This is a genomic window from Jatrophihabitans sp. (genome assembly GCA_036389035.1).
GTDB lineage: Bacteria > Actinomycetota > Actinomycetes > Mycobacteriales > Jatrophihabitantaceae > Jatrophihabitans_A.
Genome location: DASVQQ010000035.1, coordinates 1 through 17,917 on the forward strand (window position 1 = coordinate 1; position 17,917 = coordinate 17,917).

Genomic DNA, 17,917 nt, shown 5'->3' on the forward strand with positions numbered 1-17,917 from the left:
CGGCCGCACCCGCTGCCGGCGACCCGGACGAGCGTCGAGAGGTCCGGGCAACCGGACCGGCCCCGCCGGCGGGACGCCGACACCCCGGCGCCCGCACCGGCACAGCGGCCCCCGGCGCAGCTGCCCGCCGCCGTCACCGACGCCCTGGCCCGGCTGTCCGCGCTGTCGGACCAGGTCCGGCGCGACGCCCAGCCGGTCACCATCCACCCGCCCGCCACGCCGCCGGCCCGGCAGCCGGCCCCGGCCGCGCGAGTCGTCCGGACCGAGCCTCGCGGCACCGCGCCGGCCGCGGTCTTTCCACCCGGTCCGGCCCGGGAGCGACCGGCCCGGGCGCCGCAGGTGCACATCGGCGCCATCGAGGTGACGATCGCCGCGCCCGTCCCGCCGCCTGCCGTCGCGGCGGTTGCCCCGGCCCCGCGGCAGCCGGCTCCGGCCGCCCTGGCTGCCCCGCCCGGCCGGCTCAGCCGTCCGGGCGCCGCCTTCGGCCTGGGGCAGGGGTGATGCGCGATGCATGACCTGTCCATCGTCACCGACACGCTGCGCACCATCCTGACCGGCGCGATCAACGCCAGCCCGGTCTTCGGCGGCGGCCCACCGCCGTTCTCGGTCGCCGTGAGCGGGCAGCATCCCGAGACGCCCGCCGGTGGCTCGGACTGCGAGCTGAACCTCTACCTGTTCCACATCGCCCCCGACAAGTTCCTGGCCAACTCGTTCTGGACCCAGGCGGCGCAGTCCGGCGGCAGTGGCGGCAAGCAACCGGTCGCGTTCGAACCGCTGTGTCTGGACCTGTGGTACATGCTCTCGGCCCGCGCCCAGTCCAGCTACGTGCAGGAGCAGCAGGTGCTCGGCATCGCGATGCAGGCCTTCCACGAGCACGCGACCGTCAAGCTGCCCACCCCGACGCCGCTGCCCAGCCCGGTGGCGCCGAGCGAGGTGACGCTGACCCTGGAGACGCCGACCTTCGACGAGCTGAGCAGGCTCTGGCAGGGCCTCGGCCTGCCGTTGCGCACCACCGCGCAATACCGGGTCACCGTGGTCTTCCTGACCCCGCCGGACCTGCCGCCGCCGGCTCCGCCGGTCACCTCGGTCAACCTGGTGTCCGCGCCTACAGACCCGCCCGCCGACCCGAGCCTGCCCCGGCTGCTCTCGACCCGCCGCACCGTCAACTACGTCCTGCCCGGACCGGCGAACAAGATCTTCCAGCAATCGCCGGCCAGCACCGCGCCGGCTCCAGCCGGGGTCGGCGGGCAGGTCTTCGAACTCGACGCGCTGATGCTGGCCGACACCGACCACGTGCGGCTGGTCTCCTACGACTCGAACGGGGTCGCGACCGAGACCGACGTGACGGCCACCTGGAAGGTCCCGCTCACCCTGCCGTACCCGACGCCGCCGGCCCGCGGGGTGCCCTTCCTGCTGCGCCCACCCGCCGGGACGGCCACGCCGGCCGGCCGCTACGAGCTGGTGGTCACCCGGCCGTCGGAGCCGGGTTGGCGCTCGAACGCGGTGCCGATCAGCATCGCGCCCTGGATCGACCCGAGCGGCGGGCCGTTGCTGACCGCCTCCGGCGCCGGGATCTACACCTTCGCGGTGCGCAACGTCGCCACGTCCGGGGCCAGCCTGCGGCTCGGGACGGTGGAGCTGACCCGGATCGCCTCCGGCGCCACCCCGGACCCCGGTGAGTGGCAGTGCAGCGGTGGCTCGCTGATCACCTTCGCCGCGCCGGAGAACCTGCCCGCCGGCAACCATCAGATCGGCCTGCGGGTCGCCGACGTCGAGGCCGATCCGGCGCTGTGGGCGGTGGTCTGAGATGCCTGAGACGCAGCGGCCCGACACTGACCGGCCTGAGACGCGGCTGTCCGAGCCACGGGCCGTGAGCCCCCTATGGGAGACCGCGGTGCGCGCGCTGGCCGGGGCACACGTCCAGGCGTTGCGCGAGCGGTGGATGCTGCGGGAGCGGTCCGGTTCGGTGCACGACGTGATCGACGAGATCGTGGCCGCCGATCCCCCGCCGGCCTGGCCGAACGCGGTAGCCGAGGCGGCGGCAGCAGCCCGCGCGGCGATCGTGGCCGACGCGCGGTGGCGCCACCTGATCACCTCGCTCGGGTTGACCGGTCGCGAGACCGAATGGCTGGCGCTGCTGGCCGCCTGCGAGCTGACGCCACGGCTGCACCAGGTGCTGGGCTACCTCGAGGACGCGGCCACCCCCGCGCCGCCGACGCCGGCGATCGCGGCGCTGCTGTGGAACTGGCCGCCGGGCTACCAGCCCGGGCCGGCGGGCTCGCTGGCGCGCTGGGCGCTGGCAGCGCCGGCCGAGGACTGCTGGCACAGCACCACGCCGTGGACGGTCGAGGCCGACATAGCCGGCTACCTCGCCGGCGAGCAGGACTGGCTGGCCGCCCGCGCGGACGCGACCCTGCTGGACACCACCGGCCTGCAATGCCTGCAGCCGGCCCTGCTGGCCGAGATGGGCGAGGCCGCGTCCGGCGTGCGCGGCGCCGGCTGCGAGGTGGAGCTGGTCGGCGCACCCGGCTCCGGCCGGCGCACCCTGCTGGCCCAACTGGCGGTCGCGCTCGGGCGCACCCCGGCGCTGTTGGACGCCGGCGCCGGCGTCCGCGGGCTGCGCGCGGCCCGGCTGCTCGACGCGCTGCCGATCTGGGACTGCGGCGTCGACTCGGTCATCGGAGTCGACGCGAGCCCCGGCGCCCTGACCTTCGTCGCCCGGTCAGCGCCCGCGCGCAGTACCCCGGCCGGCGTGGTGCGGCTGAGCTGGACGATGCCGGCGACCACCGCCGGGCAGCGGCAGCGGCTCTGGGCCGACCGCTCGGACCGCCAGCCACCACGGATCATCGAGGACTGGGAGCTGACGCCGGCCGACATCGACGCCGCTGCCGCCGCCGGGGCAGGAGCCTCGAAGGTGGTGCGCAACCGGCTGCGCGCCGGGGCGCTGGAGACGATGTCGCCGCTGGCACTGCCCTACGGCTGGGACGACCTGGTCGTTCCGGAGCAGGTCGAGGCGGCGCTGCGGCGGCTGCGCAACCAGGTGCTGCTGCGCCAGGAGGTGCTCGATGACTGGGAGTTCCGGCGGCTGTGCCCGTCCACCGCGGGGGTGACCGCGCTGTTCGCCGGCCCCAGCGGCACCGGCAAGACGATGGCCGCGCAGGTGCTGGCGCGCGAGCTGGAGCTCGACCTGTACCGGGTGGACCTGGCAACCGTGGTCAGCAAGTACATCGGCGAGACCGAGAAGCAGCTGGCCGCGGTGTTCTCCGAGGCAGAGCGCAGCAACGTCCTGATCTTCTTCGACGAGGCCGACGCCCTGTTCGGGCAGCGCACCCAGGTCCGCGACGCGCACGACCGCTACGCCAACATCGAGATCGATTACCTGCTGCAGCGGCTGGACACCTTCTCCGGCGTGGCGATCCTGGCGACCAACCGCAAGAGCGACCTGGACGCCGCGTTCCTGCGCCGCCTGCGCACCGTCATCGACTTCGTCGCGCCGGCCCGCGCCGAACGGCTGCGGCTGTGGCAGCTGGCGTTGCCCGAGCGCACCTCGACCGGTGAGCCGATCACCGGGGTGCTCGATCACGAGTGGCTGGCCACCCATCTCGAGCTGACCGGCGCCGAGATCAAGTCGATCGCGCTGTCGGCCGCCTTCGACGCCCGCGAGGAAGGCGCGCTGATCTCGGCCGAGACGGTGCTCAACGCCTCGCGGCGCGAGCTGTCCAAGCGCGGCGCCGTCCTGCGCCTCGAGCACCCCGTGCAGCCCGGCCATCCCGCGGCGGTGGCGCTGTGACGGCGACCGTGCGCATCGACCGGCTGAGCCTGCACGCCGGCCCGCTGTCCGAGGCGCAGGCACGCCGGCTGGCCGAGCTGGTCGGGCTCGCCCTCGGGCGGGTGCCGCTGCGAGCCGCGGGCAACGTCTCGGTCAGCGTGCCGGCCCTGGACGGGACCGACGGGCGCACCGTCGAGCAGCTGGCCGACGCGGTGGCGCACGCCATCGAGGCGGCCCTGCGGGTGGACGGGGCGGCGACATGACCTTCCTGCGCGGCGCGCTGGTCGAGTTCATGCCGACCGGCCTGATCCCGATCCCGAACATCATCGTCTTCCAGTACAACCCGGAGTCGATGTCGCACGCCTGGACCCAGCCCGAGGCGCCGACCGCCGGGCCCAACCAGACGACGACCAATCCCCTTGCAGTCAAGGGAAATCCGGGCGAGTCGTTCTCGTTCACGCTGTCCCTGGACGCGGCCGACTCGATCGCCGACGGGGTGGCCTCTGCCGCGCTGGCCCAGGTCAGCGGGGTGTACTCGCGGCTGGCCGCGCTGGAGATGCTGCTGTTCCCGGCCAGCGCCACCGCCGGCGGCCTGCTCGGCTCGGTCACCGCCGGGATCGGCTCCCTGCTCGGCGGCTCCGGCGGCGGCGTCAAGCGGAGCGTCCCGGCCAACACCATCAACACCGTGCTGTTCGTCTGGGGACCGGGGCGCATCGTCCCGGTCCGGGTGACGGCCCTGACGGTCACCGAGCGGCTCTATGACAGCTTGCTCAATCCCACCAAGGCGGAAGTGCAGATCACCCTGCGGGTGCTGAGCGATGACGAACTCAAGCACGCCACCGACACCCTGGCCGGGCTCGCCAACGCCGCCAACGCCTACTCCCACGGCCTGCGCGAAGTGCTGGCCGTCGCCAACCTCATCAATGCCGGGGAGTCCATCCTCGGCATGCTGCCGATCTGAGGTCGAACAGTGTTCTCATCAGACAGCCGCTACGCCAACGCCGGCACCTACCAGGTGACGCTGGCCGACGGCTCGGTCGTCGTCGTCACCCGCATCCCGCAGACCTTCCCCGGCCGGACCGTCGGCTGGTACCGCCGCGGCGAGGGCGAGCGGCTGGACGTGATCGCCTACCAGTTCCTCAAGGACGCGACGAAGTCCTGGGCGCTGTGCGACGCCAACGGCGCCCTGTCCCCGGACGCCCTGGCCGCGCACGAGCTGATCGCCATCCCGGATCCGGGGCGGTGAGCGGGAGATGTCCACCTACCAGGTGCTCTTCGACGGCACGCCCGCCAAGGAGGAGTTCTACGACCTGCTCAGCCGGCTGGAGATCGAGGAGAACGCCGACCTGCCCGGCGCCCTGTCGATGCAGCTGCCGGTGTCGGCCAAGGACGGCGAGCTCAGCTGGGTGGGCGACGCCCGGATCGCCCCGTACGCCAACATCGCCGTGCTGGCCACCCCGGACGGCGGTGACCAGCACTGCATCTTTGACGGCTACGTCCTCACCCACAAGGTGCACCTGCCGGCCGGACCCGCCGGCGCCACCGTCGAGGTCTGGGGTCAGGACGCCAGCGTCCTGATGGGCCTGACCGAGACCGTCAAGGAATGGTCCGGCCTGAGCGACAGCGACGTCGCCGGCCAGATCTTCGCCAAGTACGACTTCTCCCCCGCCGCCGACAACAGCCGCGAGTCGAGCCCCGCGCACACCGATGACGAGCACACCCTGATGCAGCGCGCCTCGGACGCCGACTTCCTGCGCCGGCTGGCCCGGCGCACCGGACGCTGGTTCCGGGTCACCTGCGCCGACAAGGCCGGCAAGCGGACCGGCTACTTCGCCACCCCGAGCCTGACCGGGCCGGCGGCGGTCACCATCGGCGTGCACGACCCCAAGACCAGCAGCGTGCCGATGCTGGACTTCAGCTGGGACGCCACCCGGCCCAGCAGCGTGGCGGCCCGGCAGGCCAGCCTGACCGACGACGACCAGGACGGGGTCAGCGCCGACACCTCGTCCTCCGGGCTGCGGCCGCTGGACGCCCAGGACCTGGCCTCGTTCACCAAGAAGGACAAGAGCGTCATCCTCACCGCGGCCGCCGACACCGCGGAGCTGCCGGCCCGGGCGGCGGGGCTGCTGCGCGAGGCCGGCTGGTTCGTCCGGTGCGAGGGCACCGCCGACCTCAACGTGCTCAAGAAGGTGCTGCGGGTCGGGGCCGTTGTCGACGTCGAGGGGTGCGGCTCGCTGCTGTCGGGCTCGTACCTGGTGTGGAGCGTGCGGCACAGCATCACCACCCAGGCGCACGCGATGTCCTTCACGCTGGTGCGCAACGCGATGGGGCCGGCGGCATGAACGAGGACCTGCTCTTCGAACTCGCCGACCGGCTGCAGCACCGGTTCTACGGCAAGTACCGCGGCATCGTCACCGACGTGGACGCCAGCACGCTGCGGATCAAGGCCACCGTGCCGGCGGTGCTGGGCACCACGCCGAGCGGCTGGTGCCAGCCGTGCGTGCCCTACGCCGGCCCGAGCGTGGGCTTCTTCTTCCTGCCCGAGCCGGGCGCGGCGGTCTGGATCGAGTTCGAGGGCGGCGACGTCTCCTACCCGATCTGGGTGGGCTGCTTCTGGCGCGCCGGCGAGCTGCCGGCCGAGGCGAGCCCGACGGTCCGCGGCATCGTCACCGCCGCGCCGCACCAGCTGCTCTTCGACGACGACGCCGGCGAGGTGAGCCTGGGCGACTCCAACGGCGGCACCGTGGTCCTGGACAGCAGCGGCGTCACCACCACCCGGGGCAGCAAGACGGTCGCGGTGACCGACTCCAGCGTGGCCCTCAACAGCGACGCCTTCAAGGTCAGCTGATGGGCGCCTACCTGACGTCCTCGGCGACGCTGCAATGCCCGCACGGCGGCATGGTCAGCGCGATCGCCAGCAACAGCAAGGTCAGCCTGGGCGGCGCGCAGATCGTGCTGTCCAGCGACACCTTCACCGTCGGCGGCTGCGCGTTCAACGTGGCCGGCGCGCCGCATCCGTGCCTGCAGGTGCAGTGGATCGTCACCGCGCTGATGGCCACCGCCGGTGGCTCGCAACCGCTGACCACCGACAGCGTCGGGCTCTGCAAGGCCGCGGACGGCGCCCCGCAGGGCCCGGTGATGATCGTCTCCACCCAGGCGAAGGTGAGCGGGCTGTGACCATCCGACACGACTACGCCTACCCGCTGCGGGTCGACGCCGGCGCCCGCCAGCTGGCCCGCGCCAACTACCCCGAGCACGTCAACCAGCTGCTGCGGCAACTGCTGCTGACCAGCCCCGGCGAGCGGGTCTGCCTGCCCGAGTTCGGCTGCGGGCTGCGCCGGCTGGTGTTCGCGCCGCAGTCCGAGGCGCTGACCGCCACCGTGCGCATCCAGGTGCAGCAGTCGATCAACCGCTGGCTGGCCGGGCAGGTGCGCCTGACCGACGTGCAGGTGCTCTCGGGCGCTGACCCGTCCAACGGCTTGGACGAGGGCAGCCTGCTGATCACCGTCACCTACACGCTGGTCGAGACCCAGACCCCGGCCAGCCTCTCGGTGCGGGTGAGCTGACATGCCTGACCGGCTCGCTGACCTGCTCGCGTCCCCGACGCTCAACGGCATCGACTTCGTCGAGATCACCAGTGCCGCCCAGACCTCGCTGCGGGTGCACTTTCTCAATACCGTCGCGGTGCAGGCCACGCTGGCGGCGACGAACCCGATCACCATCACCGGCGGGGAGTCCGTCCCGAGCGTCCCGGTCCTGCCGCTGACCGCGGCCGACTGGGGCGCCGACGACGCCGGCCGGCCGACGCTCGAGCTGCGCACCCCGTTCCCGGGCGACTTCTCCTTCTACCGGCTGAGCATCGCCAGCACCGCGCTGGACTCGTTCTACTCCTCGGCGCGGTTCTCGTTCAAGGCCGGCTGCCCGTCGAACCTGGACTGCGCACCCGCCGAGCAGTGCGAGCAACCGCCTGGCGGCGGGCCGGTCATCGACTACCTGGCCAAGGACTACACCAGCCTGCGGGCGGCGCTGCTGGATTACTCCGCCAGCGCCTACCCCCGCTGGGTGGAGCGCGACGAGCCCGACCTCGGGATGATGCTGCTGGAGCTGCTCAGTGCGGTCGGCGATGACCTGAGCTACCTGCAGGACCGGATCTCCCACGAGCGCACTCTGGCCACGGCCACCCAGCGCAACTCGGTGGTACGGCACGCCCGGCTGGTCGATTACGAGCCGCGGCCGGCCACCTCGGCGCAGGCGCTGATCCAGGTCGACGTCAGCACGACGAGCGTGCCCGCGGGCATGACGGTGCAGGCGCCGCAGCCCGACGGCGGCGCCCTGAGCTTCGAGCTCGGGCACGGGCTGGTCGATCCCGAGACCGGCGAACTGGCCGCCGGGCCGCTGGGCCTGGACCCGCGCTGGAACCGCTGGGACCACTCGGTGACGCCGGCGCAGCCCCGGATCGTGCCCTACTGGTGGGACGACTCGCGCAGCTGCCTGCCGGCCGGCGCGTGCGAGATGTGGGTGCGCGGGCACGGCTTCGGCTTTCCGGTCACCGACCCGCAGCTCGGCAGCACCGGCATCGCGCTTCTGCTGGACACCGAGGCCGCCAGCCCGGCGGACCCGCCGACCCGCGCGGTGGTGCACCTGACCGGGGCGGTCGAGGAGGTGGATCAGCTCTACGGCATCACGCTGACCCACCTGCGCTGGGACGCGACCGAGGCGCTGGCCGCCGAGCACGCCCTGGAGCGCACGGTGCTGGCCGGCAACCTGATCCCGTCCGTCGAGGGCCGCCGCCACACCGAGACGTTCGTCATCGATCCGGAGCCCGGCTCGGCCGACGCCGGCAAGGCCGCGGTGACCCGAAGCGGCCCGGACGCCGGCTGCGGGGACCCGGCTCCCACCTACCTGCACACCCTCGTCCAGGGCCGGCTGGCCTGGCTTGCCGGGGACGGGTCGACCGGCGGCGGCGCGACCACCCGTCCGGAGGTGTGCCTGATCCAGCGGCCGTCCGACGCCGGAGACCTGCCCCGGACCTGGCGGTGGCGGCGCTCGCTGCTGGACGCCGGTGTCTTCGAGCCGGCCTACACCATCGACCCGGTCGCCTACCGCGACATCCGGGTGGACCGCAGCAGCGGGCTGCCCTGGTTCGAGTACGACGGCGACGGCGGGAACTCGGTGCGCTTCGGCGACGGGGCGTTCGGCGAGCGGCCACCGACCGGCGCGGCCTTCGAGCTGACCTACCGGGTCACGGCCGGCGAGGCCGGAAACGTCGCGGCCGATTCCATCTCGACGGTCCCGGAGGCGGTCAGCGGGGTGATCCTGTCGGCTGTCAACCCGTTCGCGGCGACCGGCGGCGCGGATGAGGAGACGCTGGAGCACGTCCGCGCCAACGCCCCGCAGGCCTTCCGGGCCAGGCAGTTCCGCGCCGTGCGGGTCGAGGACTACGACCGCGCCGCCGAGGAGCTGGACTGGGTGCTGGACGCCGGCACCTCGATGCGCTGGACCGGCAGCTGGCTGAGCGTCTTCAGCACCGCCCAACCGCGCACCGCCGAGCAGCTGAGCGTGCGCGAGCACTCCCAGCTGATCGAGCTGCTCGGACGCCGCCGGATCGCCGGCTACGAAGTCTTCACCCCCACCCCCAGGTACGTCGGGCTGGACCTGATCGTGGTGGTGTGCGCGCACTCCTGGGCGTTGCGTGGCGAGGTCGAGGCCGGCGTGCTCGCCGAGCTGGGCACCGGACGGCTGTGCGACGGCCGCAGCGGATTCTTCGCCCCCGGCCGGCATCGCTTCGGCAGCTCGCTGGAACGCAGCGAGCTCGAGGCGGCCATCCAACGGGCGGTGGGCGTGGAGGGCGTGGTGGGCATCGGCTACCGCCGGCGCGGGTACGTGCCGGACTTCGTCGCGATGCCGGAGGTGGTGACGGTGGGGCACGAGGAGATCATCCGGGTCGACAACGACCCCAACCGGCCCGACTACGGCTCGATCCGGCTCGTGGTGGAGGGTGGCAAATGAGCTGCCAGTGCGGCTGCGGCGGCGGCTGCGGCGAGCTGCCCACCAGATACCCGATCAGCAACCCGAGCGGGTTGTCCCAGCTGGCCTACCGGGTCGGCACCTTCTCGACGTTTCGCAGGGCGTTGCTGACCCACCTCGACGGTGAGACCGAGCTCGACGCCTTCAAGCCCACCGCTACCGGCGACCTGGGGTTGCAGGTGCTCGACTGGTGGGCCTACGTCGCCGACATCCTGGCCTTCTACAACGAGCGGATCGTCAACGAACACTTTCTGGGCACCGCCCAGCTGGACAGCAGCGTCAAGCACCTGGTCGGCCTGCTCGGCTACCGTCCCCGTCCCGGGATCGGCGCGACCGGCACGCTGGCCGTGGTGGCCTCGGGCCCCGGCCCGCTGGTGATCGGGGCCGGCCTGGCGATCGCGTCCAAGGCCGCTCCGGGGCTGGAGTCCCAGACTTTCGAGACGACGGCGAGCACCACGTTCAGCCGGCCGACGACGGCGCCGGGACCGACCCCGGAGGATCTGAGCACCGCGGCGCCGCCGGCCGGACCGCCGTCCTCCGCACCGCCCGGCGCGGCCGTGCCGCCGGCGCACACCCAGCTGCTGGCCCGTGGCGGCGTGCTGGTCAAGGGCACCCCGTCCTCGATCGCGGTCAACGACCGGCTGCTGCTGAGCACCAAGACCTGGAGCGGGGCCAACCAGCCGGCCGTGCTGGTCCGGGTGACCGGCCTGGCGGTGGAGAAGGACGCGAACGGCCGCAAGAACACCCGGGTGCGGCTGGAGGGCACCTCGTCGCTGCCGTCCAACGCCAAGGCGGCCGATTACCGCCTGGCCTACCCCACCCACACCGCGCACCTGTCCACGCTGCCGTCCGGGGCGACAGTGGTGGCCTCCTCGAGCCTGACGCTGGACGGCCCGGCGCGCTACCTCAAGGCCGGTGACCCGCTGCTGGTCGAGCTGCCCGGGGCGGGGGTGGGCGTCAGCCCCGGGTCCGGCTTCGACGTGGTGCGGCTGACGGAGTACGCCGAGCTGCTCTGGTACGCCAACGCCGCCGCCGGCACCCCCAGCACGCCGCCGGCCGGTGGCGTCCCCGGCATCCCGCTGGTGGTCGCCAAGCTGAGCGTGCAGGTGCACAGCGGCGCGAACCTGCCCGCCGGCTACGGCTCGCAGGCCAGCAAGGTGGCGGTGCGCAGCGGCTGGACCGACGTCGGCCCGCTGCTCGACACGCCCGTCCACACCCTGACCGCGCTGCCGGGCAAGCTGACCCTGGCCGGCCCGCCGGCCGCCGCCGCGGGGGTGGCCACCCCGGCGCTCGTCGAGGACGTCAACGGCAACGGCGCGATCGTCACCGCGACCCCGGCGGCGGGCTCGGCCGACGTCGCCATCGCCGGCGCCGGCCCTGGCGCCGCCCTGCAGGCGCCGCTGCGGATCCTGTGGGACCTGGTCACCGTCAGCCGCGGGGCCACGGTCCGCGACGAGCAGCTCGGCGTGGGCGATGCCACCCAGGCCGGCCAGGACTTCGCGCTGTCCAAGTCGCCGGTGACCTTCCTCACCGACTTCCCCGGCCGCTCGGGCGACGGGTACTCCTCCACGGTCATCCTGGCGGTGGCCGGGCGGTACTGGACCGAGGTGCCGACGCTGTACGGCCACGGCCCGGACGAGTCGATCTTCTGCACCTACAACGACGACGAGGGCAAGACCCACATCCGCACCGGCAACGGCGAGACCGGCCGGCGGCTGCCCTCGGGCGCGGCGGTGAGCGCGACCTACCGGGTGGGCTCGGGTGCGGCCGTGCCGCCGGCCGGCAGCCTGTCGCAGCTGCTCACCGCGGTGCCGAACCTGCGCTCGGTGCGCAACCCGGTGCCGCCGGTCGGCGGCAGCGATCCCGAGCCCGCCGCCGAGATCCGCACGCTGGCGCCCCGGTCGGTGCTGACCTTCGGACGCGCCATCTCCGGTGCGGACTACGCCGCCGTGGCCGCCGCCGCGCCGGGCGTCACCCGGGCCGCGTCGGCGTGGGAATGGGACCCGGTCGAGCAGCGGCCGACGGTGCGGGTCTACGTCGGCGACGACGCCGGCGCGCTGGCCTCGGCCAAGGCCGCGCTGCGCGCCCAGGCCGACCCCAACCGCCCGCTGACCGTGGTGGCGGCGGTGCCGTGCCTCTCGGCGCTGCGGGTGGTGCTGCGGATCGAGCGGTCCTACGTGGCGGACACGGTGTACGCCGGAGTGCGCGCCGCGGTGCTGGACGAGCTGTTCGCGCCGGGGGCACTGGCCCTGGGCGAGCCGCTGTACCGCAGCCGCATCGAGGAGGTCATCACCGCCGTGCCGGGGGTGCTGGCCACCCGCCAGCTGCTGATGCTGTGGATCCGCGGCGGCGTGCACAAGTCCAGCGGGCCGCGGTTCACGCCCGGCCCGGGCGGCTTCTTCACGATGCGGCCCGAGCACCTGTTCCTGGCCGAGGAGGTGAGCGCCGGTGTCTGAGCCGATCTATGGCGGCGTCCGGGACGGCTACGAGACCCGCTACGCCGACAAGCTGTGGTCCCTCGTCCCGGCGGCCTACCGCGCCGCCGACAGCGAGACCGTGGACGGCGACGGCCCGCTGCGCGAGCTGCTGGACCGGATCGGCGCCTCGATGGCGGTGGTCCGGCGCAGCATCGACCGGCTGTGGGAGGACCAGTCGATCGAGACCTGCGACAGCTGGGTGATCCCGTACCTGGCCGAGCTGCTGGCCACCAACCTGGTGCCCAGCATGGATGCCCGCGGCCAGCGGCTGGACGTGGCGAACACCATCTACTACCGCCGTCGCAAGGGCACCGTCGCGCTGCTGGAGCAGCTGAGCCACGACGTGACCGGTTACGAGACCCGGGTGATCGAGTTCTTCCGCCGGCTCTCGCGCACCCGGCACAACCTGGATCCGGCCATCGGGCGGCCCGCCTCGGCCGCCGACCCGGCCGGCGCCCGCACGCTGCAGCGGCTCGAGCAGCTCACCGGCCCGCTGACCGGGACGCCCGCGGGCGGCTGGGCGGACCTGCGCAACCCGCTCGGCGCCAGCCTCACCGGCACGGCCTTCGACGAGTACCACCATCGCGTCGACGTCCGGCACGGCCGCGGCGACCTCGGCTGGTACGGCATCTCCAAGGTCGGCTTCTTCCTGTGGCGCTCGGTGGCGCTGCGGGTCGACCGGGCCACGCCGGTGCCGGTGGCCGGCTGTCCCGGCCACTTCACCTTCGACCCGACCGGACGGCAGATCCCGCTGTTCACGGCCGCGCTGCGCGGCGCCAACGACTACGGCGAGAGCTGGCTGCCGGTGCCGGTGTGGCAGCTGCCGATGCCGTTGACCGAACCGCTCTGGGAGGCGATCACCGAGGCCGCGCAGGCCGATCCGGGTCCCACCGGCTATCCCGATCCGAACGCGGCCGGCCTGTGGGGCGACAGCCTGTCGGTGAGCGCGACCGGCAGCGGTGACCTGGTGCCGCTGGAGCGGGTGCGGGTGTGGCCGGAGGTGGGCCGGTTCCAGACCCTGGCCGGCGCCCCGGCCGAGGTGGAGGCCGGCTATCACCACGGCCTGTTCTCCCGGGTCGGCGCCGGGCCCTATGACCGCCGCCGGCTCGGTGAGCCGGTCCGACCCGATCCGTCGCCGCGCATCCGGATCGCCGGCGGCTCGGCGATCGCGCTGCCCAACGCGCTGGCCGCCCTCGGCCCCACCGGCTCCGTGGTGGTGACCGACGGCCGGACCCTGACCGCGGTGGCCGATCCGGTGGCGATCGAGAACCTCACGATCCGCGCCGAGGACTCCGAACGCGCGGTGATCCGGCTGGATCCCAACGGCGCGCCGTGGGTGCTGACCGGCCAGGACGCCACGTTGCGGCTGGAGGGCCTGCTGGTCAGCGGCGCCGACATCGTGCTGCGCGGCAGCTTCGAGGAGGTGACGCTGTCCTGCTGCACGCTCGACCCGGGCAACAGCGGCTCGCTGCGCACCCCGCCGACGGTCTGGGACTCCGGGGTCGACGGCCGCCCGCTCAGGTCGGTGACCGTCTGGGTCGAGGGCCAGGTGCGCTCGCTGGTGATCGACCGCTGCATCACCGGCCCGATCCGCACCCGGACCGGCGGCCTGATCCAGCGCCTGGTGGCCACCGACTCGATCCTGCAGGGCTTGCCGACCGAGGCCGCGGGCACGATCAGCGGCCGGCTGCGTGACGCCGACGCCATGCTCAGCGCGCTGCGGCACCAGCGCGACGAGCTGTCGGACTGGCTGGCCGGCCAGCTCGACGCCGTCACCATCGCCGCCGTCAACGCCCACGAGGAGAACACCGACGTGCCCGACGCCGACGCCAAGGCGGTGGCGGCCGCGTTGCAGGCAGTGGTTGACGGCCCGCTGGTCTGGACGGCCGAGCGGTTCGCCGGCCACCCGTTGACCGACGCCACCGCTGCTGCCGCCGCCGAGGCGCTGGTCGACCCGCCCGCGGACCTGGGCCCGCTGAACCAGCTGCTGCTGGCCGAGGCCTACCCGGTGGCGCTGGCCGACGCCGCGCTGGCCACCGACGCCGGCGCCGTCGAGCTGGTCAGGTGCACGGTGCTGGGCCGGGCCTACGTCCACCAGCTGGACTGCAGCGAGTCGATCCTGGACGACGTGGTGCGGGTCCGCAACGCCCAGGACGGCTGCATCCGGTTCTCGGCGTGGGCGACCGGCAGCGCGCTCGGGCGGCGCTACGAGTCGGTGCAGATCGCGCCGGGCGCGCCGATCCTGCTCAGCCGCCGCTACGGCGAGTGGGGTTACGGGCAACTGCACGACGGCGCCGACAGCGCGATCGTCGGCGGCAACACCGGCGGCCCGCCGAGCCTGCTCACCGGCAGCCACGGCGGTTCGGAGATGGGTGTGTTCTGCCGCGACAACGCCGCCATCAAGGACCGGTCGCTGCTGATCAAGCTCCAGGAGTACCTGCCGATCGGCCTCAGCCCGGTACTGATCCACCTGCCCGAGGCCGACCCCGAGGGTGAATTGACGAGAGGCAGGCCATGGCCACCGATGTAGCACGGCTGTCCTTTGACCCGGCGCGCGGCTACCGGGGGGTCATCGGCCAACAAGGCCGGGTCAGCCTCGAAGCCGAGCAGAACGAGCAGCGCGTCATCGACGTCGAGGAGCGCCGCCACGAGCTGATCGACATCATCGGCCCGGTGGGCACCCCCGACAACGGCTATGCCGTCTCGGGCGGGACCGGCTGGGACGGCAAGGGCTTCGAGCTCACCGTCGGCGCCGGGACCATGTACGTCGGCGGCTGGCGGCTGGAGCTCGAGACCGACCTCGGCGACTACGACCAGCCCGACTGGCTCGACCGCGGCCGGAGCTGGCGGGAGACCGGCCGCGAGCACGTGCTGCTGCTGGTGGAGGAGACCGACGTCAGCGCGGTGGAGGATCCCGCGCTGTACGAGGTCGCGCTCGGCGGGCCGGACGGGGCGGCGCGCAGCAGGCTGCTGCAGCGGATCCTCCGGCTGCCCACCGACGGCCAGACCTGCGCCGAGGCCATGGCCGACAGTGTCAGGCGGTGGAGCCGCCAGGGCGTGACGTTCGACCCGGACACGACGGCGCTGGGATCCAACTCGCGGTTGCAGGTCAGCTGGGAGGGCGACCCCGAGCCGGTGAACCCCTGCGAGCCCTCCAGCACCGGCGGTTACCTGGGGGCGGAGAACCAGCTGATCCGGGTGCAGCTGACCAGGATCGGGCGCGACGGCACGTTCGACGTTCTCTGGGGCTATGACGACGCCTCGTTCCTGTACCGGGTCACCGCCGACGCCAGCGACAAGCCGGTGCTCACCCTGGACCGCACGCCGGTCGATGACTACCACCGCCCGCGCGCCGGGCAGGCCGTCCAGGCGCTGCGGGCCACCGCCGAACTGCACGGTGGCGACGGCGTGATCGAGGGCTACGTGGCCGCTCTCACCGGCGAGGTCGGTGTGCTGGCCACGCCGTATGACCCGGACACCAAGACCGTGCAGTTCCCGGCGGCACTGCCGGCCGACTACACCGACCCGGACGAGAATCCCCAGCTGTTCCTGCGGATCTGGGAAGAGCTGGTCACCGACGCCGTGATCGGCAAGCCGATCAGCCTCACCGGCACCGGCATGCGGATCACCATCACCTCCGCCGATGAGGACCGGTTGCAGGAGGGTGACTTCTGGTGCGTCGGCGTCCGGCCGAGCACGCCGACGACCGTCTACCCCGAGCGCTACCTGCGCATCCCGCAGCCGCCGGACGGGCCCCGCCGGTGGGTGTGCCCGCTGGCGGTGATCGAGTGGACCAGCGATGGTGAGCGCAGGCCCGAGAACGAGAAGCAGGATGGCCGGCTGGTGGTCCTGGAGGACTGCCGCAGGCACTTCAGGCCGCTCACCGACCTGGAATCCGACGGTTGCTGCGAGATCGAGGTGCACCCGTCGGACGCGTCTTCAGGACGGCTGCAGGAGCTGATCGACCGGGTCGCGACCGGGCGCAAGACGGCGCACCGCGACAGTCACATCACCATCTGCTTCGCGCCCGGGCGCTACGAGCTCCGCAGGCCGCTGATCCTGCGCAGATGGCACTCGAACATGACCCTGCGCGGCTGCTCGGAAGCCGCGGTGATCGCGGCATACCCTGATGTTATCGAGGAATTCGGCCACGGTTTGGTGATACTCGCCGATGCCGACAACGTCACGATCACCGGCTTGGAGTTCGTGCTGCCGCAGGTGCCCAGGGCGATGGCGAAGCTGCAGATGAGCACCAGCGGCCTGTTCGACCGCGCTGCCGCCCGGGCCGTCAACGACGCCGGCGCCGGGCGCTACCTGTCGATCGGAATCCGGCCGGTGAACTGCGCGGTGCTCGAAATCGACGACTGCCTGTTCCGCTTCAGCCTCGGCGAACACGAGACCACGCCCGAGGTGGAGCAGACGATGCCGCGTTCCATCTTCGGGGTCGGGGTGTTCCTGTCCGGCGGCAGCTGGGGGCTCCGGGTTCTCAACAACCGGTTCCTGCATCACGGCGGCGCGCCGATCGAGGACCGGGAGGTGACGCGCGTGCTGGCCGGCCTGATGCACATTCCGAACGCGGCCGCCGGCGCGTTCGGGGCCAAGCCACTGGGCAAGGTCGGCGGCGGCCAGCTGCCCGCGTTGCTCGAGGACGCCCTGATCAGTGACAACGTGTTCGACGGCATCGGCTCCGGGATCGTGATCCTCGCCGAGGTCGGCTCGGTACGCGTCCGGGACAACGTGATTCGCAATGGCCACCAGGGGATCGCGATTCTGGACCAGCAGACCTCGGGGAGCACGGACTACACCGGCGAGCATGAGATCAAGTCGCGGTCGGAGGAGGTCCGCGAACTGCACGCCTCGCTGGCCGGCGGCCTGTTCGACCCGGTGCTGGCCCAGCTGGTGGTGCTCGGTTCGACCCTTCCGCTGCCGGACCTGCCGGACTTCGAGCCGGCCGGGGTGAGGTTTGTGGACCTGGACGACCTGGAGGCGCTGCGTGCCGAGGCGGCCGAGTCCCAGCGGGTGATGACGGCCGAAACGGTGGCGCGGCTGTCGGTCGAGCACCCCATCGATGACGCTGCTGACGCCGGCCAGGGCGGCCAGACCAGCAAGGCCAGGGGCGCCAAGGCCGCCGCCGGACCCAAGCAGGCCGCGATCGGCTTCACCCTCAAGGCATCCGACATCGCCGAGCGGACCGGGCTGTCCCCCGGCATGCTCTCGGCGATGCGCAGCCTGGGCGAGTTCGCCAGGATCACCCAGGTCAATTCGACCCTCACGGCGGCGATCGGCGTGGACCACAACGTCATCGACTGCACCGAGCCGGTCAACGGAAGGACCGGCTGGGCCCTGTTCCTGGTGATGCAGCGCAACGAGGGATTCGGCGCGTCCGCCAACGTCAGCGGCAACCGGCTGACCAGCGAGCGTTCCAGCGTGATCGCGGGAATCGGCGGGCTGGAGACCGGGACGCTGACCGGCAACATCGTCGGCACCCGTAGCGGCCAGACAACGGGCGTCGCCCTGGCGCTGGGCGACATCGGCGAGGTCGCCGTCACCGGCAACGTGGTGCACGGCGGGGCGACCCTGCCCACGAACCGGCCGTTCCCGGCGCCGCTGAACACCTGGTTGCCGCTGAACACGATCCTCTGAG

The 17,917-nt window shown here is 72.9% G+C and carries 14 protein-coding genes; all 14 read left to right on the plus strand.

Annotation, left to right across the window (positions count from 1 at the left end):
• On the plus strand, positions 1-501 hold a 501-nt coding region (locus VF557_18200; protein HEX8082149.1), incomplete at its 5' end, for a hypothetical protein.
• A gap of 6 nt (positions 502-507) precedes the next feature.
• Positions 508-1,806, plus strand: coding sequence for a DUF4255 domain-containing protein (locus tag VF557_18205; protein ID HEX8082150.1), 1,299 nt, complete (start codon positions 508-510; stop codon positions 1,804-1,806).
• A 64-nt stretch (positions 1,807-1,870) separates the two neighbouring features.
• Complete coding sequence (locus VF557_18210) at positions 1,871-3,790, plus strand: ATP-binding protein (protein ID HEX8082151.1); 1,920 nt, start codon at positions 1,871-1,873, stop codon at positions 3,788-3,790.
• Positions 3,787-4,032, plus strand: coding sequence for a hypothetical protein (locus VF557_18215; GenBank protein ID HEX8082152.1), 246 nt, complete (start codon positions 3,787-3,789; stop codon positions 4,030-4,032). Before VF557_18210 ends, VF557_18215 begins: the two co-directional genes overlap by 4 nt.
• Positions 4,029-4,730 carry a hypothetical protein gene (locus VF557_18220; GenBank protein HEX8082153.1) on the plus strand — a complete coding sequence of 234 codons (702 nt, stop codon included), beginning with the start codon at positions 4,029-4,031 and terminating at the stop codon, positions 4,728-4,730. Before VF557_18215 ends, VF557_18220 begins: the two co-directional genes overlap by 4 nt.
• 9 nt (positions 4,731-4,739) lie before the next feature.
• The gene (locus tag VF557_18225) at positions 4,740-5,015 is read left to right on the plus strand and encodes a hypothetical protein (protein ID HEX8082154.1); all 276 of its coding nucleotides are present in this window, start codon (positions 4,740-4,742) and stop codon (positions 5,013-5,015) included.
• Between the two features lie 7 nt (positions 5,016-5,022).
• Positions 5,023-6,111 (plus strand): contractile injection system protein, VgrG/Pvc8 family, encoded by a 1,089-nt coding sequence (locus VF557_18230; protein ID HEX8082155.1) that lies wholly within the window; start codon positions 5,023-5,025, stop codon positions 6,109-6,111.
• The gene (locus VF557_18235) at positions 6,108-6,617 is read left to right on the plus strand and encodes a phage baseplate assembly protein V (GenBank protein HEX8082156.1); all 510 of its coding nucleotides are present in this window, start codon (positions 6,108-6,110) and stop codon (positions 6,615-6,617) included. The genes VF557_18230 and VF557_18235 overlap by 4 nt, the downstream gene beginning before the upstream one ends.
• Complete coding sequence (locus tag VF557_18240) at positions 6,617-6,946, plus strand: hypothetical protein (GenBank protein ID HEX8082157.1); 330 nt, start codon at positions 6,617-6,619, stop codon at positions 6,944-6,946. Before VF557_18235 ends, VF557_18240 begins: the two co-directional genes overlap by 1 nt.
• Positions 6,943-7,335 (plus strand): GPW/gp25 family protein, encoded by a 393-nt coding sequence (locus VF557_18245; GenBank protein HEX8082158.1) that lies wholly within the window; start codon positions 6,943-6,945, stop codon positions 7,333-7,335. The genes VF557_18240 and VF557_18245 overlap by 4 nt, the downstream gene beginning before the upstream one ends.
• 1 nt (position 7,336) lies before the next feature.
• Positions 7,337-9,778, plus strand: a complete 2,442-nt coding sequence (locus VF557_18250; protein HEX8082159.1) for a baseplate J/gp47 family protein — start codon at positions 7,337-7,339, stop codon at positions 9,776-9,778.
• Entirely contained in the window at positions 9,775-12,252 is a 2,478-nt protein-coding gene (locus tag VF557_18255; protein ID HEX8082160.1) for a baseplate J/gp47 family protein, read from the plus strand. The genes VF557_18250 and VF557_18255 overlap by 4 nt, the downstream gene beginning before the upstream one ends.
• Positions 12,245-14,803 carry a phage tail protein gene (locus VF557_18260; protein HEX8082161.1) on the plus strand — a complete coding sequence of 853 codons (2,559 nt, stop codon included), beginning with the start codon at positions 12,245-12,247 and terminating at the stop codon, positions 14,801-14,803. The genes VF557_18255 and VF557_18260 overlap by 8 nt, the downstream gene beginning before the upstream one ends.
• Positions 14,788-17,916, plus strand: a complete 3,129-nt coding sequence (locus VF557_18265; GenBank protein HEX8082162.1) for a DUF6519 domain-containing protein — start codon at positions 14,788-14,790, stop codon at positions 17,914-17,916. The genes VF557_18260 and VF557_18265 overlap by 16 nt, the downstream gene beginning before the upstream one ends.
• The last annotated feature ends 1 nt before the right edge of the window (position 17,917 follow it).